The 21,894-nt window shown below is 40.6% G+C and carries 15 protein-coding genes; 2 read left to right on the top strand and 13 right to left on the bottom strand.

What is annotated here, in order from left to right; translation table 11 throughout:
• Positions 1-8: 8 nt before the first annotated feature.
• From L1999_RS02725 to L1999_RS02680, 10 genes are all read right to left on the bottom strand, one after another.
• The gene (locus L1999_RS02725) at positions 9-659 is read right to left on the bottom strand and encodes a 3-oxoacid CoA-transferase subunit B (protein ID WP_215045299.1); all 651 of its coding nucleotides are present in this window, start codon (positions 657-659) and stop codon (positions 9-11) included.
• Positions 656-1,318, bottom strand: coding sequence for an acetate CoA-transferase subunit alpha (gene atoD / locus L1999_RS02720; RefSeq protein ID WP_275677361.1), 663 nt, complete (start codon positions 1,316-1,318; stop codon positions 656-658). The genes L1999_RS02725 and atoD overlap by 4 nt, the downstream gene beginning before the upstream one ends.
• Before the next feature lie 341 nt (positions 1,319-1,659).
• On the bottom strand, positions 1,660-2,838 hold the full coding sequence (locus L1999_RS02715) for an ABC transporter substrate-binding protein (protein WP_215045298.1): 1,179 nt from the start codon (positions 2,836-2,838) through the stop codon (positions 1,660-1,662).
• Positions 2,839-3,207: 369 nt separating this feature from the next.
• On the bottom strand, positions 3,208-4,260 hold the full coding sequence (mglC, locus tag L1999_RS02710; protein ID WP_235742120.1) for a galactose/methyl galactoside ABC transporter permease MglC: 1,053 nt from the start codon (positions 4,258-4,260) through the stop codon (positions 3,208-3,210).
• Positions 4,261-4,272: 12 nt separating this feature from the next.
• Positions 4,273-5,778, bottom strand: a complete 1,506-nt coding sequence (mglA, locus tag L1999_RS02705) for a galactose/methyl galactoside ABC transporter ATP-binding protein MglA (protein ID WP_235742119.1) — start codon at positions 5,776-5,778, stop codon at positions 4,273-4,275.
• A 355-nt stretch (positions 5,779-6,133) separates the two neighbouring features.
• Positions 6,134-7,198, bottom strand: coding sequence for a galactose/glucose ABC transporter substrate-binding protein MglB (gene mglB, locus L1999_RS02700; protein WP_235742118.1), 1,065 nt, complete (start codon positions 7,196-7,198; stop codon positions 6,134-6,136).
• 250 nt (positions 7,199-7,448) lie between these two features.
• Entirely contained in the window at positions 7,449-9,035 is a 1,587-nt protein-coding gene (locus L1999_RS02695; protein WP_235742117.1) for a response regulator transcription factor, read from the bottom strand.
• Positions 9,010-10,494, bottom strand: a complete 1,485-nt coding sequence (locus L1999_RS02690; RefSeq protein ID WP_345790873.1) for a sensor histidine kinase — start codon at positions 10,492-10,494, stop codon at positions 9,010-9,012. Before L1999_RS02690 ends, L1999_RS02695 begins: the two co-directional genes overlap by 26 nt.
• A complete protein-coding gene (locus tag L1999_RS02685) occupies positions 10,491-11,492 on the bottom strand; it encodes a sugar-binding protein (protein WP_235742116.1) in 1,002 nt (333 codons plus the stop codon). The genes L1999_RS02690 and L1999_RS02685 overlap by 4 nt, the downstream gene beginning before the upstream one ends.
• 176 nt (positions 11,493-11,668) lie before the next feature.
• A complete protein-coding gene (locus tag L1999_RS02680) occupies positions 11,669-14,065 on the bottom strand; it encodes a beta-glucosidase (RefSeq protein WP_235742115.1) in 2,397 nt (798 codons plus the stop codon).
• Positions 14,066-14,472: 407 nt separating this feature from the next.
• On the opposite strand from L1999_RS02680, the gene L1999_RS02675 reads away from it, so the two are divergent.
• Positions 14,473-16,827, top strand: a complete 2,355-nt coding sequence (locus L1999_RS02675) for a glycoside hydrolase family 3 C-terminal domain-containing protein (protein WP_235742114.1) — start codon at positions 14,473-14,475, stop codon at positions 16,825-16,827.
• A gap of 42 nt (positions 16,828-16,869) precedes the next feature.
• Positions 16,870-18,198: a prolyl oligopeptidase family serine peptidase gene (locus L1999_RS02670; protein WP_235742113.1), complete on the top strand. Its 1,329-nt coding sequence runs from the start codon at positions 16,870-16,872 to the stop codon at positions 18,196-18,198.
• Between the two features lie 88 nt (positions 18,199-18,286).
• On the opposite strand, the gene L1999_RS02665 is transcribed toward L1999_RS02670, so the two are convergent.
• Genes L1999_RS02665 through galT form a run of 3 tightly spaced genes read right to left on the bottom strand, consistent with a single transcriptional unit; the run spans position 18,287 to position 21,859 of the window.
• Positions 18,287-19,279, bottom strand: coding sequence for a LacI family DNA-binding transcriptional regulator (locus tag L1999_RS02665; protein WP_235742112.1), 993 nt, complete (start codon positions 19,277-19,279; stop codon positions 18,287-18,289).
• Positions 19,280-19,282: 3 nt separating this feature from the next.
• Positions 19,283-20,341, bottom strand: a complete 1,059-nt coding sequence (locus L1999_RS02660) for an aldose epimerase family protein (RefSeq protein ID WP_235742111.1) — start codon at positions 20,339-20,341, stop codon at positions 19,283-19,285.
• A 36-nt stretch (positions 20,342-20,377) separates the two neighbouring features.
• Positions 20,378-21,859 carry a UDP-glucose--hexose-1-phosphate uridylyltransferase gene (gene galT, locus L1999_RS02655; RefSeq protein ID WP_235742110.1) on the bottom strand — a complete coding sequence of 494 codons (1,482 nt, stop codon included), beginning with the start codon at positions 21,857-21,859 and terminating at the stop codon, positions 20,378-20,380.
• Between the last annotated feature and the right edge of the window lie 35 nt (positions 21,860-21,894).

Below are 21,894 nucleotides of genomic sequence, written 5' to 3'. Positions count from 1 at the left end.
AAACACTTTTATTTTATTGCAAGGCCTAAAGTAAAATCAGCTTCTGTCTTTTCCGTTACTGTCTCTAGGTCGACACCCTCTTGAAGTTCCTCCAAAACCAATCCATCCGCTGTTACACGAAACACAGCCAATTCGGTTACAATTAGATCAACTACCCCTTTACCGGTCAATGGCAGGCGGCATTGTTCGAGAATTTTAGATGAACCATTCTTGGCCGTATGTTCCATCGCAACAATCACCTTTTTTGCACCTGTCACAAGGTCCATTGCCCCGCCCATGCCAGGAACCATTTTCCCTGGAACCATCCAGTTAGCAAGATTTCCTTTTGCATCTGCTTCTAGCCCGCCAAGAACAGTAACATCGACATGTCCGCCGCGAATTAATTCGAAGGAAAACAGACTATCAAAGAAGGCACCTCCGCGAATAATACCAGCTGGCTGACCACCGGCATTAACTAAATCTGGATCAATATCGCCCTCTAAAGGTCCAAGACCCACATAGCCATTTTCTGATTGTAAAATCACGTTCACACCATCAGGCAAGTAGTTTGGCACCATGGTTGGCAGCCCAATGCCCAAGTTCACCACATCTCCATCCTTCAATTCCTTTGCCACGCGTGCAGCGATGATTTGTTTTGGATTAACGAGTGTAGTCATCATGATTGACGACCTCCTTGGACATAAATTTTATCGACCAGGATTCCAGGTGTCATAACTTCATCTGGGTCGATTTCTCCCACTTCTACAAGCTGCTCCACTTGGACAATAACAGTGTCAGCAGCCAAGGCCATTAATGGGTTAAAGTTCCTGGCAGAACGGTGATAAATTAAATTTCCTGCTTTATCCGCTTTAAAAGCTTTCAACAAGGCAACCTCAGCACGAAGGGGCTTTTCAAGCAAATATTCCCGGCCGTCGACGGTAATTTTTTCTTTCCCATCCTCGACAACAGTTCCTACTCCAGTAGGAGTTAACACTCCGCCTAATCCTGAACCTCCGGCACGTACACGTTCAGCCAAGGTTCCTTGTGGAACTAGTTCTACTTCCATTTCGCCAGCAATCATTTGCCGGCCAGTTTCTGGGTTTGTTCCAATATGTGAGGCAATCACTTTTTTCACTCGTTTATTTACAATTAAAGGTCCTACACCCGTTTCTACGAAAGCGGTGTCATTAGCGATTAAGGTAATTTCCTTTACATTCGCTTCAAGCATTGCCGTAACAAGTTCCTGAGGTGTCCCCACCCCCATAAAGCCCCCAGCCATTATTGTCATTCCATCTGTAAAAAGGGATGAAACATCTTCCCTTGAAATTATTTTATTCACTTCAAAAGCACCTCCTGTAAATTAAAAAAGCGAAGTAAATATGGCTACGCTCAATTAATATGCAAGAATTATGCCAAGTACAAATGCGGAAGCGCCCGTTTAGCGACGTATGGACTGGAGCACATCGACTGAGATAAAGGAAACACGAAGAGCGAAAGCGATTCGATGTTGACTTATCGTAGGGAGATGGGCGAAGTACACTAGTCGCTGGGCGCTGGAGCTGGACGTAGATCACTCGTAATACTTACACATAGAAAAATTTATAATTTCCTACAAAGCAAAAAAAAGACTCCTTCACTATTGAAGTGAAAAAGTCTTTTTATAAAATTATATTTCGAGAATTACTTAGGATCAACCTTTGTATTAAATACTTGCTTGCCGTCTTTATATTCTAAGACTGTTGCAGATTTAATCGGATTGTGATTTTTGTCAATCGTAACCACACCAGTAACAAGGGATAGATCTTTAGTTTTTTCTAAAGCTGCCTTAATTTTGCTAGGGTCAGTGCTTCCTGCACTCTTAATCGCATCTGCTAATAGATAAACTGAATCATAGCCAAGAGCGTTGAACGCATTCGGTGATTCTCCATTGTTCTTTGCTTTAAAAGCAGATACAAACGTTTGGATCTTTTTGTCTGGGTCTTCAGAAGAATAGTGATTTGTGATATAAGTATTGTTTAACGCATCTTTACCAGCTAATTCTACTAATTTCGGTGAATCCCAGCCATCTGCACCCATTAGAGGAGCAGTGATGCCCATTTCACGAGCTTGTTTTACAATTAAACCAACTTCTTCGTAATATCCAGGGATAAAGATAAATTCAGGATTTTTAGCCTTGATACGAGTTAATGTTGCACGGAAGTCTGTATCCTTTCCAACATATGCCTCTTCAGAGACAACCTTACCGCCTGCTTTTTCAAACGTTTCTTTAAATGAAGCTGCCAAACCTTTTGCATAGTCACTTGCACTATCAGCAAAGATCGCAACGTTTTTAACCTTTAATTCGTTAGCTGCAAAGTTGGCTGCAACTGTTCCTTGGAATGGATCAATAAAAGAAGTACGGAATACGTATTCGTTTAATTTTCCTTTATCTGTAACTGTTACGTTTGGAGCTGTTCCTGATGGAGTTAATAAAACAGTTTTATTGCTATCAGCGATTTCCGCCTGGGCAACGGTGTCACCGCTTGTAGCAGCACCGATAATGGCTGTTACTTTATCTTGGCTGGTTAACTTAATAGCACCGTTAGTAGCTTCCGCTGCATCTGATTTATTGTCGACTTTAACAAGCTCGATCTTCTTGCCGTCAACTCCGCCCTTTTTGTTAATTTCATCAACCGCAAGATTGATACCTGAAGCAAGCGACTCCCCGTAAGAAGCAACTCCGCCGGAAAGTTCTAGGTTTACACCCAATTTAACGGTGTCTCCTCCTCCTCCAGCACTATCTTTTGCTCCCGAACATCCGGCTAATACGCCAGCCAATAATGTTGAAGCCATAAACATCTTTGCAAAATTCTTCTTCATCATGACATCCCCTTTATCTATTTATTTGATTTTTCTGACAAAAACATCCATTATTTAGTATCTTAATAGGATAGGTATGTTTAGTCGTTGAATTAATTGATATTTAGTATTGTAATACAATTAATTTCATTCGTCTAGTATATTATTTATTTATTTAAATATTTCTGAAATATATTATTTTTCAAACTTACACCTGTAATAAACTCTGCTTATAAACTGTTTATCTCTATTCCTATCTTATTTTTTCCATTTCCAAAGATATTCTATAATATCGAACAATCAATGATTCAAATAACATCATTGGTTGCGTTTTCTTTATAATAGAAAAAGGCAGCTCTCCATGTTGGAGGCTGCCCTATTGTTTTGTGTTTATTTTTTCTTTGCGTGTTTGCGCATATCGAAGGCTACCGCGACGATAATAATTAAGCCTTTTACGATGAATTGGATATACGGGCTTACGCCAAGGAAAGCTAATCCGTAGTTGATAACTTGGAAAATAAGAACTCCCGTTACGATACCTGGTACCGTTCCAATACCACCAGTCAATGATACCCCGCCGACTACGCAGGCTGCAATCGCGTCCATCTCGTACATGTTACCTGTATTATTAGTGGCACTACCTACACGACCTGCTTCAAGAACACCGGTGAAGCCGTAAAGAAGACCTGCGATCATATAGATGATGATGATATTCTTGGCTACGTTAACCCCTGAAACCTTTGCTGCTTCAGGATTTCCGCCAATTGCATACATATTTTTACCAAGCTGTGTTTTATTCCAAATAACCCAGATAATAAGCGATACAATAATGGCATAGAAGATTAGATATGGAAATTCATATTGACCAAGCTTAATTCCTCTTTGTGCAAACGTTGTAAACTTCTCGCTTAAACCGCCAATCGGCTGTGCACCATACGGAGGACGGTCAAAGTAGATGGAAGATGTACCGTAAACCACAATCATCATACCTAATGTGGCAATAAATGGCGGCACATGAAATTTTGCTACAATCACACCACTGATGGCAGAAATGAAACCAGTTGCTAGCATCGCAATAATAATTGGAACAAATAGTGGTAATTCATGTAAATGCGGGTACATTTTATAAGCATAGTCACTGGCTTGAAGCATGGAAGCTGAAACAACTGCTGCCAAACCGACCATCCGGCCTGCTGAAAGGTCAGTACCGGCCAGAATCAAAATACCTGCTACCCCAAGGGCAATAATAACACGTGATGACGCCTGACTTAGAATATTAATTAAGTTCGTCATCGATAAGAAATCTGGAGATGCTACAACGATCCCAACGACTAGTAGAATTAATACTAGATAAATAACATTATCAACAATCCATTTTGAGAAACCTGATTTCGATTTTTTCGCTACCTTAGATCCCGATTTTTTTAATGCTTCTGTACTCATTTTTGTCGCCTCCTAATACAATGCGGCTAATCGCATGATTTCTTCTTGAGAAGTCGTCTTCGTATCAACGATCCCAGCTGCTTTTCCATTACTCATTACAAGAATTCTATCTGTCGTACCCAACAGCTCCGGCATTTCGGAAGAGATCATGATAATTCCCTTTCCGTCTGCTGCTAATTTGTTGATTAATTGGTAAATCTCGAATTTTGCCCCAACATCAATGCCTCGTGTCGGTTCATCAAGCAATAATATATCAGGCTTAGTCAATAGCCAGCGCCCGATAATAACCTTTTGCTGGTTTCCGCCGGATAAACTGCCAATTGAAGTTTTTTGTGATGGTGTTTTCACTTTCATCGAATCAATTACCCATTGGGTATCGTCGGCTACTTTCTTATTGGAAAGGAATCCACTCTTTGTTTTATACTGCTTCATGTTTGAAATGATTGAATTAAAGCTAATGCTTAAATCGGAAAATATACCAGTGGATCTTCTTTCTTCAGTTACAAGGGCAAAACCGTTTTTGATGGCATGTTGTGGCGATTGATTTTTAACCGCCTTGCCGTTCAGCTCAATTTTTCCAGATTTTAATGACCTGATTCCAAAAATTGCTTCGAGTACTTCTGTCCGTTTAGAACCTACTAAGCCGGCAATTCCGAGTATTTCACCCTTTTTCAATTCAAAGCTTACATTTTCAAAAGACGGCTGTGTTTCTGCCGTTAGATCAGAAACCTTTAAAATAATATCTCCTGGTTTGTTTTCCTTAGCGGGAAAGCGCTGTGATAAGTCCCGGCCTACCATTAGCTTAATGATTTCATCTGTTGTCAGGTCTTTTGCACTTCTAGTCGCAATGTACTGGCCATCCCGCATGATCGTTACTTCGTCTGAAATCTTTAAGATTTCTTCCATTTTGTGCGAGATATAAATAATGGCCACATTCTCACTTTGAAGCCGCTTAATGATTCTAAATAAGTGATTTACTTCCGTCTCTGTAAGGGATGAGGTTGGCTCATCCATTACGATAATTTTTGAATGATACGATACAGCTTTTGCAATCTCAACCATTTGCATCTCTGATACAGATAATGAACTTACCTTACTGCGGGGGTCGATATTTATATCTAAACCTTTGAATATCGCAGCGGTGTCCTCGTACATTTTCTTTTCATCTACGAAAATACCCTTTTTCGGGTAACGGCCCAGCCATATATTGTCCATAACATTTTGCTGGCGGACTTGGTTCAATTCTTGGTGCACCATGGAAACGCCGTTTTCTAATGCCTGCTTGGAATTGGCAAATGAAATTTCACTTCCATTAAAGATGATTTTGCCATTGTCCATCGAATAAATACCGAATAAACATTTCATTAAGGTTGATTTTCCTGCACCGTTTTCTCCCATTAAGGCATGAACCGAACCCGGCCTCACTTTCAAGCTAAGATTGTCTAATGCAAGTACTCCAGGAAATCTTTTTGTGATATTCTGCATTTCAAGTAGATAGGTAGTACTAGATCCTGTCATAAGTGAACCTCCTAACTTAACCATTTAAAAAATATGAGTGGTCCTTCCAGGTCCAGCTCATATCTATTTAATAAGAAGTAGTTGAATTTAATATTTGCTCGGTATCCAGCTTCACAAAGATGAAGGCTTAGGTCTCCGAACGAAGGAAAAGCATGATCTTTTCCTTTGTTCGAAGAGCGCCGAGGGGAAGATGACTCCTACCCCCGAACAGGCGCTTTTCACATTTACTTATTTGTCTAGCTACAGCGCCTAGGGGCTCGGGGTCATAAGCCAATCCGTCAAGAAGGCTAAAAAGCAGCCTTCTCGCCGGCTCGTCTTATGCCTGTCGCCCCTGTTCAAGGCGCTTCCGCTTTTCTTATTTATAAGCATCCCTACCAACTTGGATGTTGTCCTTCGTAATTTCAACGTAAGGAACACGAACTGCTTTCTTGTCATCAAGCTTCCACTCAGTTCCATCTAAAACATCTTTTCCTTTTGCTGCATTTGCTGCAAGGTCAATTGTTGCTTTTCCTTGGTTCTTCGCGTCATTCAAGACTGTACCAACCATTTTGCCTTTTTCGATCATTTCAAGTGCTTCCGGAATCGCATCAACCCCTACAACTGGAACAAACTTATCGCCAGTGAAGTAGCCTGCTTTTTCAAGTGAAGAAATCGCACCTAATGCCATACCATCGTTGTTGGCAATTACAAATTCAATCTTATCGTTGTACTTAGAAACCCAAGCATCCATCTTTTCAGTTGCTTTTGTTGCATCCCACATCGCTGTATCCATTGCTAATTGTTCTACTTGGATTCCTTTAGACTTTACGGTGTCAATTACATATTTTGTACGCGCTTCTGCATCTGGGTGTCCTGGCTCCCCTTTTAATAACACATATTGAAGTTTGCCATCGTGGTTTTTATCCCACTTATCTTTGTTAGCTTCCCAAGCCTTTGCGATTAATTCACCCTGCAGAACGCCTGATTCTGAAGAAGTGGTTCCTACATAGTAAGCTTTATCATAGCCGTTTAATACGCTTTCATCTGGCTCTTTATTGAAGAAGATAACAGGAATATTTTTAGCTTTCGCTTTGTCTACAATCGTTTGTGCTGCTTTTGGATCTACTAGGTTGATCGCCAGTGATTTTGCACCTTTAGCGATTAACGTATCCACTTGCTCGATTTGTTTGGCTTGGTCATTTTGTGAGTCGTTCAGCATTAAATTCACGTTTCCTTTTGCTGACGTTTCCATCGCGCGACGTACGTATGACATGAAGTTATCATCGAACTTATAGATGGTTGCTCCTACAGCTGGAAGGTCGTTGCTCTTCTTTCCAGAATCCCCAGAGCCGCTTGTCGAACTGCTGCTGCAACCTGTTGCTAATAGAATACTAGATGCGACTGTTAATGATAGAATCAAACCTTTTTTCTTCACTCTCATCAATCTCCCTTTTTTCTTTTTATAAAGACCCTATTAAGCTGTTTTCTTGGAGCTTAATTCAGTCTTAATGTAAGCCCTTGCAAATATCGTATCATGGTGACAACGGTTACAATAGGTACTACCTATAGCACTAATTTGTGATTTCCTAGATTATTTTGCAATCTTTGAAACAATTATGTAATAAAACAGCTTTATTTTACAAAAAAACAAGGACCAATTTCACAGGAAATTGGCCCTAAACAATATTCTCCTAATTTACCGTTGCCTTTCGAAACTCACTTGGCGATAATCCTGTCAGCTTCTTAAATACCCTGCTGAAGTAGTTTGGATCCCGGTAGCCGACTGAAAAACAGATTTCTTTCATACTCTTTCCGGGGTTCAGCATTTCCACTTTAGCTTTCTTGATCCTAATCTCCGTCAAGTAATCTATAAAGGTCATTCCAAATCGATCTTTAAAAAGCTTGCTAAAATAAAACGGACTTAATTCGACGTATTCAGCGACAGATTCTAGTGTAATAGAATCCGCATAGTGCGTCTCTATAAAATCCTTTGCTTTTTGCAGCATCCCCTTAGCGTGATTATTCCGCCACACCTGGACATGCTGGACAACTGCAAGTAAGTGCGACTTGCCCGTTTCCAAAACCATCCGGATATCCTCCGATTCATCGATGTTGGGAATCCGTTCATAGTTAATCCCTAAATCATGCAGCATACGGGAAATGAGAATAAACAGCTCATCAAACGATTTTTTAACAAAAGATGCTGTTACCGTATTGGTGCTAATCTTTGCGACAAAGGAATCAAAGATTAACATCACCTGGTTGACATCCCCTTGTCTAACACTATCAAGCAGCTTTTTCTCTACCTCAATCACCTCTGAGTCAGTGGGAACTTCAAAAGCTTGTCCCTGCTTGTTAGAGAATAAATATTTACGGTTCGGCATTTTTAAAAGCTCGTCGAGTGCCAAGACCGCTTCATGGTAAGACCGATTAAGCTCATGTGCATAGTTATAGGGGTGACCAATGCCAATTTTCATTTCTGCCCCAAGGCGTTCTTGTTTGAATAAGCGATAAAGGGTGTCGATGACGGTTTCAGCATTAGTCCTAAAATGACTTTTCTCTGCCGACTTTTTGCACAAGAATAAAACGGGAACTTGGCAGTCCATCATTGCTCCCACCATAATTTCATGTTTGACGACATTCGATTGGAGCGAATCCTTTAGCCAGTTGTACCATTTCTCTTTTTCCGGCAGGGACAATTCCGCCTGAGAGGATGATTTTAATGAAAATAACATCATATATCCGGATGTAATTTCTACACCAAGGAGCTGACTCCATTCATCAAATGATATATCCTGCACCTGGTTCATTAGTAAGGAGGTAACCCATTCTTTTTGAGCTATCGACACGGCCCGGTCCAGATTTGCTCTTAAGCTTTGCTGTTCTTCCTTTTGCTTTCGTTCTGACTGGATTTCCTCTGCGACCCGCTGCATGCTTTCAAGAAGATCCTTTTTACTGCTTGGCTTGAGAATGTATTCCTTTACCCCTTGCTGCATGACCTCCTTTGCATATTCAAACGTATTAAATGCTGAAACCATGATAAAACGAATGCCCTGATCGAACTTTTTAATTTCCTTCACCGCTTGAACGCCGTCAATGCCAGGCATTTTAATATCCATAAAAATGATGTCCGGCCGATGTTCTTGGGCCATTTCAATCGCAATTCTTCCGTTCTGTGCTTCCCCAATCACCATGACATCCGCTTTAGAGCTTTGAATGATTTTTGCTACTGCTTTTCGTTCGAGTACCTCATCATCTGCTATAAGAATTTTCAACAAGTTCGGTTCCTCCTTTGGCTGCGACAGGAATCGTCAGTCGGAAAATGGTTCCATTGTTTAGTTCTGATTCTATTTCAACAATATCTTTTCTATGGTAAAAGAGCTGCAGCCTTCTAATCACATTTTTGACTGCAATCCCATTGGATTGACCTTTTGGCTTTGCCTTTTCAGCGGTTTCCTCTGATTCGAAATGATGGACGTAATTAGTTAGTTTCTTTTTCGTCCGCTCGTCCATTCCTACCCCGTTATCAATGACTTCTACATTAATACGGTCATTCAGCCGGTAAATATGGAGCTCGATCACACCATTTTCTTCATATTCTTCGACCCCATGAATGAAGGCGTTCTCAATTAATGGCTGGAGAACCAAACTCGGGATTTCCATATCCAAATATTCCTCTTGAATATCCGTTATAAATTGAATTCGATCACCGAATCTTGTTTTTTGAATAAAGAAATACTCTTTCACAATACTTACTTCGTCTCTTAAGGTTGAGACTTTATCGAAATCACTTAGATTGTATCGTAATAAGGCAGCAACTGCTTCGATCAACCTTGACGTCTCCTCCGCTTCTTCAAGGTAGGCCATCTTTGAAACAGTATTGAGGGTATTGAATAAAAAGTGCGGATTGATTTGGTTTTGCAGACTTCTCAACTCTAATTCCTTTAACAGCTTATCGAGTTCACCTTGTTGTTTAATCTCGGTAACCAGTACTTTTAAATTCGTACGCATTTGATTAAAGGTTTCTGTTAGTAGCTTAAGTTCATCCTTTGTGGTAATTTTAATATCATCACCGGATAAATTACCTGTTGCTATCTCTTTAGCAGCACTCGATAACATACTAATCGGCCTTGTAATCCCGCCGGAAATCCATAATGCCAATAAAGTGCTAAGGAAAAAGGCCGCCGCGAATAAGGACATCGACAGGAGCTTATAAAAATGATTTTGCTGCTCCATTTGGTCATAAAATTTTTGATAGTCTGTTAATTTATTATTCAATAAAGCTAATGTACTTTCCTGAAGAAACGAGTTAATTTTCAAAACTTCGTTAAAGTGGTTTGAATATTGATTAATCTGATCCTGCTCAAATGTGCCGATGGTAGCATCTCCCTCATCTAGGAAGCTGTCAATCATATTTTTGTAATTTGTAAGGGTCACATCATTGCTGTTCATCACTTTAATCAGTCTCTTCTGGTCCTTAATTAACTTCAACTTTTCGCTTCGATATTCATGAAGATATGATTTTTCCTTATCTAAGATATATCCATGCAGCTTTTCTGTAAGGAGATTACTTCTCTGTGAGATATCATTCAGTAAAAGAAAACGTTCAAAGCTTTCATCGTATTCAGAAACAAGTTTTTCACTTCTGTCATAAAAGAACATTCCGACTGAGGTTAGTAAAACGACTAGGACAATAAAATAAAGTAATAGTTTAGAACGGATCCGAAATAGCATCATTGATCAACCGCCCTTCGGAACTGATTACTCACAGGCAGATCCGCTTTTCTTAAAATCCGAGTATCGGTATGGACGACTGGCGGAACCTTTTTTCCTTGAATAAGATCAATCATCATTTTAACGGCTCCATACCCCATTTGATATGGTTCCTGAACAACGGTTGCATGGATGGTGCCCTCACGGATAAACTCTATTGTTTCAGGGAGCGTGTCAAAGCCAATGATATAGATCTGCTTTTGTTTATGATATTTTTTTACCACATGGGCTATTTCAATTCCATCAAGGGCGCTTGTACCAAAAAAGGCTGTAACCTCCGGATGATCCTGCAAAATTTGATTGGCCTTTTCTGCTGCCTTTACCCTGCTAATCTCGGATTCTTCCACTGCAATGATGTTAATTCTTGGTTCCGGTTTAACGGCATCTTCAAACCCCTTGACCCGCTGCTGCATATGGTTCGCGTAAAAACTGCCTGTAATGATGGCAACATTTACCTTCCCGAATGTATCCGCTATCAAAGCTTTTCCTGCCAAATAACCCGCATAATAATTATCGGTTCCAATATAGGCCATTCTTCTACTGTTAGCAGCATCGGTATCAACAGTTACAACAGGAATCCCGCTGGCTACGACCCGGTCGATCAGCGGTGTAAATTGCTCATCACTTAATCCTTGAGTCATGATTCCGTCTACCTTGGAGGCAGCTGACATTTCAATCGTCTTCACATGATCATCAATGTTTGCCTGCTTTGGACCAGCATATTCCAGAAGCACTCCATATTTATTGGCCGCATCTTCTGCTCCTTTTTCGACAAGCTTCCAATATTCATTGTCTAGCTCTTCTGGAACTAGCACAAAATGATAGTTATACTTTTCTACTGTTTTCTGTTCCTTAGGTAAATCATGCGTGATTACCTTGTAGCCATAATAGAATGAAAATGAGCAACTAATTAAGAAAAACAAACTTCCAACAGAATACGCGATGATGGATAATCTGCTCATATCACAACTCCGATCCCTCAGCATAGATAAACCTATTATACGTAAATTTCCAAATGTCGACAATCTCATTTAAAATGCAGCATGTGTCAGAATTATACCGTTTAATAATTCTGTGTAAAACTATAAAAAACCAGCCTTCAGAGACTACGAGATGGCTGGCTTTGATCATTTTTTCTTTATTTAGTAAGTCTCTCAAATTCAACTTTCGGTGCCAATGCCTCGTTAACTTTTTCAACGACCATATCATGATCTACTGTAAATGTAGCAGACTCTTTAATATCTTCTGAGGACGCCCCAACTTTTACGGTATATGTGCCCTTTTCAAGAACCCATGCATTTTCCCCTTCATCGTAGGAGGCAAGGTCTTTGGCATTAAGCTCGAATTGAAGAAGCTCACGCTGATGAGGTTTAAGATCCTTTGTTTTACCAAAGGCTTTTAATTCAACTGCAGGTTTCTCAAGTTTTCCATCTGGTGCGGAAACATACACTTGGACAACCTCTCTTCCAGAGAGGTTACCTGTATTCTCAACCATAGCAGATACCTTAAGCTTGTCTTTAAATTTCTTGCCCTCGTTAATATTTAAATGATTAATATCAAAGCTAGTATATGACAATCCATAACCGAATTCATAAGCAGGCTTTACATTAAACGTGGTATTGTAGCGGTAGCCAACATAAATGTCTTCGTTATAGACCACCTGTTTTGGGTTACCAACAGGTGTACCTGGAAAGCTATTCGCCGATGCCACATCACTGTATTTTACTGGGAAAGTAGTTGCTAGTTTCCCAGAGGGATTGACTTTACCGGAAATAACATCCGCAACAGCATAACCTGCTTCTTGACCTGGCTGCCATGCTAATAGGATTGAGTCGACTTTATCCCGCCAACTTGCCACTTCGATGGGCCCGCCAATATTCAAAATAACTGCCACCTTTTTTCCTTGCTTATGGTACTCTGCTGATACCTTCGAAATCATTTCTTGTTCTGCATCGCTTAACAAATAATCCCCTTTTACAACTTTACGGTCCGCACCTTCTCCAGAAATACGGCCAATTACAATGATTCCGATATCCGATTCTTTGGAAGAAGAAGCAATTTCGCTATCTGCCAAAGGCTTTTCAGGAATGGCTGGGATTAACTTGCCAAAATCCTCACCCCATGGACTTTGTTTAATTTTATACTGATCCTGCGAGCGTAATGTATCAATATATGTCTTATATTCTTGAAGTAGACGTTGATTTATTTGGTATCCACCAGTCTTTAGTCCATCAACAATAGAAGTAGTGTAAGCCGCATTGACATCGCCGCTTCCTGTACCTCCTTTAACTGTTTCAATTTGTGTATTGCCAAATATAGCAATCTTCTGGTCCTTGCTGATAGGAAGCGGCATCTTGTCGTTCTTTAATAGAACCATCCCTTCTGCCGCTGCATTTCGAGCTGTTTGAGCATGAGCCGTCAAATCTGGCTTGTCTGTGTTTTGATACTTTTTAAACTCAGGGGTTTGGATGACGATCTGGAGAATGTTTTTAATATTACGGTCAAGGACCGATTCATCCATATTCCCACCTTCAACAGCTGCCTTAATTAATTCGGATTGATACGACATACCTGGCATAATCATGTCATTGCCAGCTTTCATTTGTTCTACCGGATTATCCCCGCCAAACCAGTCTGTCATTACAAAGCCTGTGTAGCCCCAGTCCTTACGTAAAATAGTTGTAAGCAAGTCCGCATTTTGGGATGTGTAGGTTCCATTAAGTTTGTTATAGGAACTCATGACCGACCAAGGGTGGGATTCTTTTACAGCAATTTCGAAGCCTTTAAGATAAATTTCTCTTAAAGCACGTTCTGAAACTATCGTATCAATGCTATTCCTGTTAGTTTCCTGGTTATTGGCAGCAAAGTGTTTGATTGTTGCACCAACACCATTGGATTGTACCCCATTTACCATCGCCGCAGCCATTTTCCCTGCAATTAAAGGGTCTTCTGAATAGTATTCGAAGTTTCGTCCGTTTAATGGATTACGGTGGATATTGAGTGCCGGTGCTAGTAAAAGGTCAACACCGTATTCTTTCACTTCATTTCCCTGAGCTTGTCCTACTGCTTCTGCTGTTGCAGGATCCCAAGTTGAGGCTAGAGCCGTTGCAATTGGGAAAGCGGTTGCATAATAAGTTTGGGTTTGACCTGGTCTTGTCGGTCTGATCCTAAGACCTGCCGGCCCGTCAGCTAAACGCAGTTCAGGGATACCTAAGCGAGGAATTCCAAATGTACCGCCTACAGCTCCAGTTACTTCAAATGGAGGTGTCCCCCCGAATCCAGGCATTCCTACACCTACAACGAATTTAGCCTTTTCCTCGAGGCTCATCGCTTGAATAACACTCTCAATAGAAGCAGCATCGGTTAAGAATGATGGTGTTGTTTGTACAATAGAAGTTTGGTTTTGTTGTACGGTTGATGAATCTGGACTCTGAGCGGACGCAATGTCAAAGGTGATTCCTGAGAGAATTAACGATGATGTAAGAGTGATGGTTAGTAGATTTGATTTTTTCTTTTTCTTGAGTTTTTTTAACATAATTGAATACCCCCTTCATTTCATTTGGTTAGAATATCGCACTTAAAAACGCTTTCAAAATCAGTCTAACCGCATTAAATATTCCGAGTTTTGAAAATATTCTGGATTATATTGCGAAATTCTTCACTATTTTGTTTTTTTATAGATAGACAATAGAAAACAACAAGTACTAAACTCCATCCAATCTTTTAGCGATTACTACTCCTGTTACTAAAGTCATGTCGGATATTGTCTATGGAATATGAATAAATACCCTTGTTTTCTTTATTTTTATTTGAATTTTCAGATAATAACAAATTAATCTAGTAAATCGCAAGTTAGTGCTACTTCTTGTAATTATCGAATTATCATTTACATGCTACCCTTTTTATTGTAAGGGTTTTCAAATAAAAAAGGGGTTGTTACGTGTGAAGGGTTATTACAAAGTTCTAAGTACATCCATGTTTAGTCTTATGTTATTATCATCAGGTTATACAAGTGCGTTTGCTGAGGAACAGCCGGCTGAACAGGTAAATACTACAGCTATTTCATCAGATAACAGTAGTGTTCAAACTGGGCCAACCGAGGGACAAACGCCAATTTTAGTTGACCAAGCTTCCATTCCAGCCGTTATTAGAGCTATGACACTGGATGAAAAAATTGATTTAATTGGCGGAGCAGGAGCTTCCATTTCAGGGGCTGCAGGCGGTACTTTTGCCATTCCACGGCTTGGCATTCCGAAGCTCAACTTTGCGGACGGCCCAGCTGGGCTTCGCTTTGGATCGACTGTAAATAAATCTACAACAGGTTTCCCTATTCCAACAGCCCTCTCTTCAAGCTTCAATAAAGACCTCATGTATAATGTGGCGGCAGCTATGGGAAAAGAAACTCTTGATTATGGTGTGGATGTGATTTTAGGACCTGCCTTGAATATACATAGGGATCCCCGCGGCGGACGGAACTTCGAATATTACTCCGAGGATCCACTTCTAAGCGGTGAAATGGCAGCTCAGTTTACTAAAGGGGTTCAGGATCAAGGCGTTGGTGTCAGCATGAAGCATTTTGCCGCCAATAATCAGGAAACCAACAGACAGTCAGTGAATGAAATTATTTCTGAACGCGCCTTAAGAGAAATATACCTAGCAGGTTTCGAACGGGTGGTTAAAGAAGCTCAACCATGGACTGTAATGAGTTCCTATAACTCTATTAATGGACCTTTCTCTGCCCATAATTCCTGGCTCTTAAATGATGTATTAAGAAGTGACTGGGGCTTTAATGGCATGGTCATGACAGACTGGGGCGGATCTAAAAATAATGGTATTGCTATGTTGAACGGTGGAAATGACTTGTCCATGCCAAGTTTAAATGCTGTGGGTAAGGCGGCAGTAAAAGCGGCGATTTTAGATGGTTCATTATCAGAGGAAAAACTTGATACCGCCATCGAAAATATTCTTGCCTTAGTGGTTAAATCCCCTACTTTCAAAAAGTTAAGTACCGTTGATAATTCGAAACTAAGCGTTAGTCCCGATCTAGCTGCTTCTGATGCACAGATCTCACGAGAAGCCGCTCCAGAAGGAATGGTCTTATTGAAAAATGAAAATAAAGCTCTTCCGTTTGATAATAAAGTGAAAAAGGTTGGTATAGTAGGTAACTCCTATTCAATGCCTAGCTGCGGCTTTGGAACTCCTTTATCTGCCTGTACAACTGATAATGCCGCTACAAAAATGTTCCTAATGGGTACCGGCAGTGCCTATGTTACTCCAACACATTCCGTACAGCTTCCAGATGGACTAACTAACGCAGGATATACACCTATTACTACTAATGCTAGTGATGCTGAAATTAATGAAAATCTTACCACTGAGGATGCAGCCTATATGGCTCAGAATTCAGATATTGGCGTGGTGGTGATTGCTCGAGGTTCTGGCGAGGGGGCAGATGGAAATGCTACAACCTTTGAACCAACTGCAAAAGAATTAGAACTAATTAAAAAGGTATCTACTGCTTTCCATGCAGTAAATAAAAAGGTAGTAGTAGTCTTAAATGTTGGTGCACCATTTAACACGGTAACTTGGAGAAATGACGTAGACTCCATCTTATTATCCTGGCAGCCAGGAATGGAAGCTGGAAACGCCCTTACAGATGTTCTTTCTGGAAAAGCCTATCCATCTGGTAAACTTCCTGAGACATTCCCAATTCGTTTGGAGGATGCTCCAAGCTATGCGAACTTCCCAAGCTCTGATGGCAATCCCAACTTAGTAAAATATACAGAAGATATTTATGTTGGTTACCGTTACTATTCTACCTTCAATGTTAAGCCTGCTTACGAGTTTGGCTACGGTCTCTCCTATACCACTTTTGATTATGGTGACTTTAGATTAAACAAAGACAGCTTATCTAATAAAATCAAAGTCTCGTTTAAGGTTACTAATACTGGTTCATTTGCGGGGAAGGATGCTCCCCAAGTTTATGTAAGCGCGCCTGATGGAAAATTAGAAAAACCAGCCATTGAGCTTAAAGCCTTCGGAAAAACCCGTGAGCTAAAGCCTGGTCAAAAAGAGACATTCAACTTCTTTATCGATCCAAAGGACATTGCTTCTTTTGATGCATCTACCTCCTCTTGGATTGTTGAAAAAGGAACCTATAAATTCAAGATCGGAGCTTCTTCTTCCGATATCAGGGGGACACTGGATTTTAAAGTGGACAAAGATATCATTGCCGAAGTAGACAATGACAATGGGCCTGATGTGCAATTAGCAACACTATCAAAATACAATCAATAGGAATTTTTGACAACCAAAATAACGTGGTGGGGGTAAAGGAAAATGCTTAAAAAAATGAAAAAAAGAGCCATGTTGGGCGCGATGGCGGCAGTGATGACATTATCATTTAATACGAACGTTTTCGCGAAACAAATCAATACACAGCCAACATCTTACCAAACGGTTACAGAGATTGAAGATTGGGGCGCAGCAACAACGAAAGTCATTGTCAATGTTGGGAAACCGATCCCAAAAGACTCTATCACAGCAGATACCTTTAAAGTCCATGTTGCGAGAAGCGATAAACGGTTAAAAACACCGTTTCTTGAGGAGGGCGACCGGACAATCACTAAAGTATATGTAGCAGATAAAGATGGTAACCCTGTGGTCCAAACAGGAAAATATGTAGTCTTAGAAATGAAAATTGGTCCTGATGTATCTCTTGGTTCACCTCTTAACTATGATTGGGCAACTACTGGATTTAATGATTGGATTGATATGAAATATACCATTACACAGCAAAAAGATATTGTAACAAGTGCAGGAACGATTTCAGGATTAGTCGTGGATCAATTCGCAGGGGAGACAAGAGAACTAGTAGATGATTTTTCAACAGGAAAGGGAACCTATGACAATGTTAGTTTAACTTATGCGGACTTTTCCCCAGCCACTGACAATCATAAGAATCCATTAATTATCTGGCTGCATGGAGCTGGTGAAGGCGGTACAGACCCTACGATTCCAATCTCCGCCAATAAAGCAGCCAACTTTGCTTCAAAGGATATGCAATCCTTCTTTAATGGTGCCTACGTTCTGGCCCCTCAAACTCCAACCTTTTGGATGGACGGTTTTACCGGCAGGGGAGATGGAACCTCCAAATATGAGAATGCTTTAATGTCTTTAATTAAGGATTATGTGGCTAATCACAAAGACGTTGATACCAGCAGAATTTACATCGGCGGTGACTCGAACGGCGGGTATATGACCATGCTCATGGCTCGCGACTATACCAACTATTTTGCCGCTGCATTCCCAACTTGTGAAGCATTAAAGGATACGCTAATAACAGATACACAAATTAATAAATTGAAAGACCTTCCAATCTGGTTCATTGCCGCTAAAACAGACCCAGTAGTGATCACATCCCAATATGTGGAACCTACGTATCAACGCCTAGTCGATGCAGGTGCAAAAAATGTCCACTTATCATTATTTGATAGGGTACTAGATACCTCCGGTTTATATACCAAAGCGGATGGTACCCCCTACGAATACAATGGACACTGGTCTTGGATTTATGTATACAATAATGCACCAACAGACATGATCAACGGAAAAACAACCACCATCATGGAATGGCTGGCTAACCAAAGCAACGTAAACACCAAGTAAACAGTTTAAATGGTGACAGGCACCATTAAAAGACAAATAGGGGGAATCGTCCATCTTTGATGGACAATTCCCCCTATTTTATTCTTCATTAGAAGCTGCTGTTGCGAATAATGAGTTTCGTTGCGATGAAAATCTTTTTGGCAGTCTTTCTGCCTTCAATCCGTTCCAGCAGCGTATCGACCGCTGTCTCACCCATCAGCTCCGTATAAACTTTGACCGTACTCAAAGTTGGAAATACATATTTTGAAATGCTGATGTCATTAACCCCAATAAGGTTAACCCGTTCCGGCACAGCAATGCCTTCCTCTAGCAAAGCCCTTAAGGCACCAACCGCTATCGAGTCATTCCCCGCGAAGAAGGCAGTCGGTAAGTTGTCACCATGCTCCTGAATGGCCTGTTTCATCAAAGCATGGCCATCTTCCGCTGAAAATTTGCCATTATACATCACGCTCTTATCAAAAATCCCTTTTTCCATTAAATAACGTTTAAAGGTTTCTTCTCTTGCATCTTCAATCGCGGAAGTCTTGTCTTTAAATTCCTCTTTTCCGCCAATATAGCCAATTTGTGTATGGCCCTTTTCGATAAAGTAATCAAGCACCTTCTTCGTTGCCTTCTCAAAATCGATGACAATCGAATCATACTGCTCTTCATCCGGTGAGGTGTCGACAAACACAATATTCTTAGTAATCAAACGCAATTCGCTCACCTGTTTACGGCTAAACTTACCAATCGCGATCAGCCCTTGTAGTCCATCATCTTCTTTTAATTCTTCATAGTTATCCTGAAAATACTTAACAAGCTGGAGACCATGATGACGACAGCGATTTTCAACGCCTAACCGTATCGACATATAATAAAGATCTTCTAGTTCTTCCTTTTCGGTATACCACTGCAGGACAGCAATTTTACCAGAATCTTGTTTCCGAGCCGGTTTCTTCTTATAAGAGAGTTCCTCAGCCGCCTCAAAAATTTTCTTTTTTGTTTCATCGCTGACAGAAAGTGTCGTATCATAATTCAGCACACGTGATACCGTTGCGATCGAAACACCCGCTAACTGGGCAATATCTTTTATCGTAGCCATAAATCAATCACCTAACATCTTGTTGAAGAAACGATACGTGGTCGCCGCACGGTATACATCCTCTGGATTTAAAGTGACGGATGGAAAGTTCGAATGATGGATGGCATCTGGCAGCCCTTGGGTCTCTAAGCAGACACCTAGATAGTTTCCAGCCTTTACACCCGAAATCTCAAAATCCCCATCTAACATATTGGACGTATACAGAACAACGCAAGGCTGGTCGGTCGTAATCTCAAGAACCCGTCCGCTCTCTTCCTCACTTAGGACAATCTGATTTTCCCCTTCTTTTGAGAAAACAAGCGGGTGGTCGTACCCTTTTCCAACCAAGACATTTTGCGGAAAGGAAGACTCGATGCCATCCTTTAATTTTCTTCCGTTAGTAAAATCAAACGGTGTATTCACTGACACCGGCATCTCCCCTGTGGGCATAAGATCCGAAGCCAATTCTACGTATCGGTCACTATCCAATTGGAGTACATGTTCCGAACAATTCCGCTTATTATTTCCGCTTAAGTTAAAATAGGAATGATTCGTTAAGTTAACTAAGGTTTTTTTGTCTGTTCTTGCTTCATAACTTACTTTCAGTTCATTCTCATTTGTTAACAAGTAGGTTACTTTTGTTTCTAGATTTCCTGGGTAGCCTTCTTCCCCATCTGGACTAGTATAAAAGAATGCCAAACCAACAGCGTCATCAGCCTCAATTTTTTCCGTTTTCCAAATGACTGAGTCAAATCCTTTTACACCACCATGAAGATGATTCAGACCATCATTTTGTTCAAGCGTATATTCGTTTCCATCCAGTTCAAAGCTTGCACCTTTAATTCTTCCCGCCACACGTCCGCAAACAGCACCGAAAAACGGTGACCATTTTGGATAATCTTCAAAGTTATCAAAACCTAGGACTACATTTTCTACGTTCCCATTCCGGTCAGGAACAAGGACTTTCGTAATCACACAGCCATAATTCAAACAAGCGATGGTCATGCCGGAATCATTGCTTAACGTGTACTCTACCACATCCGCTCCAGCATAATTGCCAAAAAGCTGCTCACTCATTTTCATTGCTATTCCACTTCCTTTTTTTCAATATAGAAAAAATTATAATGTATCGATAAAGCGGCGGAATCCTGCCTCTCCCTTTTCATTCCGCTTAAACACACCCGCATCTTCTAATACTCGTAAAAACTTTTTGCCTGTTTCTATTCTTACCAGCGTTTCCACATTGGTTTCGTCAACAGACGTTCCATAACGGTCCTTTAATTCAATTGCCCAATCATGATGATAGTCAGCCACCGTATCCGTTTTACCAAGCAGGAAGTTTTCTACCTCTTCCAGTTCTCCCTTAAGGCGCGCAGGGAGGACAGCCAATCCCATTACTTCAATCAGCCCAATGTTTTCCTTCTTGATATGATGAACATCTGCATGCGGGTGGAAAATGCCTAGTGGATGTTCTTCATTCGTCCGGTTATTACGAAGAACCAAATCTAGCTCAAACAACTCACCATTTTTACGGGCAATCGGGGTAATTGTATTATGCGGTGTTTCATCCGTCCAGGCTAAAATATCAAGAGCTTCATCACTGTAGCCTTTCCATTTTTCAAAAATATGGGCTCCAGCTTCCACCAATGAACGGGTATCTGCTGACCGTAAACGGATCACCGACATTGGCCATTTAACAATTGAACCTTCCACATTCGGAAATCCGTCGATGGTAAATCTCCAATCAACACCTGCCTTGGCCATCGCAAATTGATAGTTTCCGCCTTGATAATGCTCATGAGATAAAATAGAGCCCCCAACAATCGGAAGATCCGCATTAGATCCTAAGAAATAATGAGGGAATTGCTCAACAAACTCCAAAAGCCGTTTAAACGTGAGAGGACTGATCTTCATGTCCGTATGGTTTTCCGCTAACACAATGCAATGTTCATTATAATAGACGTATGGCGAGTATTGTAAATACCAATTCTCATCCGTTAAATTCACTCGAATCATCCGATGGTTCGAACGAGCAGGGTGGCCGATTCTTCCAGCATACCCTTCGTTTTCGATACAAAGCAAACATTTAGGATAGCTGGACTTTTTCGCCAGCTTCTCGGCTGCAATACTTTTTGGATCCTTCTCCGGCTTTGATAGATTAATGGTAATGTCTAACTCACCATATTCTGTCTTAGCCTTGTATTCAATATTTTGGCGGATTCGCTTCATCTGAATGTAATTACTGTTTTTACTTAACTTATAAAAGTATTCCGTCGCCTGCTTGGGATTTTCTAGATACTTTTCATAAAACTGAGTGTTCACACTCGATGGCCGGGCGATAAAGCAATTCATCATGTTACTTGAAAAAATATCCTTACGATCAAAGATATCTTCAACGATTCCCTGCTCCACTGCATAATCAACGATCTTTTCAAGTAAGTCAGGAATCTCTAGGATATTTTCCTCCAGTTCAACTTCCTTATACTCCTCTAATTGCAGCAGTGCGAGTACTTGGTTTCTTGCATATATTTCGTCTTCACGCTCAATTAATTGAGTAGCAAGCGCCTGTTCAACTAATTGCTGGACTAATTGAAAAATCATAATTGATCCCCACCTAAATTTGATAACTTTTGGTT

The organism is Neobacillus drentensis (assembly GCF_021560175.1).
GTDB classification, from domain to species: Bacteria; Bacillota; Bacilli; order Bacillales; family Cytobacillaceae; genus Neobacillus; species Neobacillus drentensis_A.
Note: the sequence above shows the minus strand (reverse complement) of the source record. Positions and strands in the feature narration are given on the sequence as shown.

Coding starts and splice junctions, on each gene's coding strand:
- L1999_RS02725 (WP_215045299.1), bottom strand. CDS start 659: ATGATGACTACACTCGTTAATCCAAAACAAATCATCGCTGCACGCGTG.
- L1999_RS02715 (WP_215045298.1), bottom strand. CDS start 2,838: ATGAAGAAGAATTTTGCAAAGATGTTTATGGCTTCAACATTATTGGCT.
- mglC (WP_235742120.1), bottom strand. CDS start 4,260: ATGAGTACAGAAGCATTAAAAAAATCGGGATCTAAGGTAGCGAAAAAA.
- mglA (WP_235742119.1), bottom strand. CDS start 5,778: ATGACAGGATCTAGTACTACCTATCTACTTGAAATGCAGAATATCACA.
- mglB (WP_235742118.1), bottom strand. CDS start 7,198: ATGAGAGTGAAGAAAAAAGGTTTGATTCTATCATTAACAGTCGCATCT.
- L1999_RS02690 (WP_345790873.1), bottom strand. CDS start 10,494: ATGATGCTATTTCGGATCCGTTCTAAACTATTACTTTATTTTATTGTC.
- L1999_RS02685 (WP_235742116.1), bottom strand. CDS start 11,492: ATGAGCAGATTATCCATCATCGCGTATTCTGTTGGAAGTTTGTTTTTC.
- L1999_RS02680 (WP_235742115.1), bottom strand. CDS start 14,065: ATGTTAAAAAAACTCAAGAAAAAGAAAAAATCAAATCTACTAACCATC.
- L1999_RS02670 (WP_235742113.1), top strand. CDS start 16,870: ATGCTTAAAAAAATGAAAAAAAGAGCCATGTTGGGCGCGATGGCGGCA.
- L1999_RS02665 (WP_235742112.1), bottom strand. CDS start 19,279: ATGGCTACGATAAAAGATATTGCCCAGTTAGCGGGTGTTTCGATCGCA.
- L1999_RS02660 (WP_235742111.1), bottom strand. CDS start 20,341: ATGAAAATGAGTGAGCAGCTTTTTGGCAATTATGCTGGAGCGGATGTG.
- galT (WP_235742110.1), bottom strand. CDS start 21,859: ATGATTTTTCAATTAGTCCAGCAATTAGTTGAACAGGCGCTTGCTACT.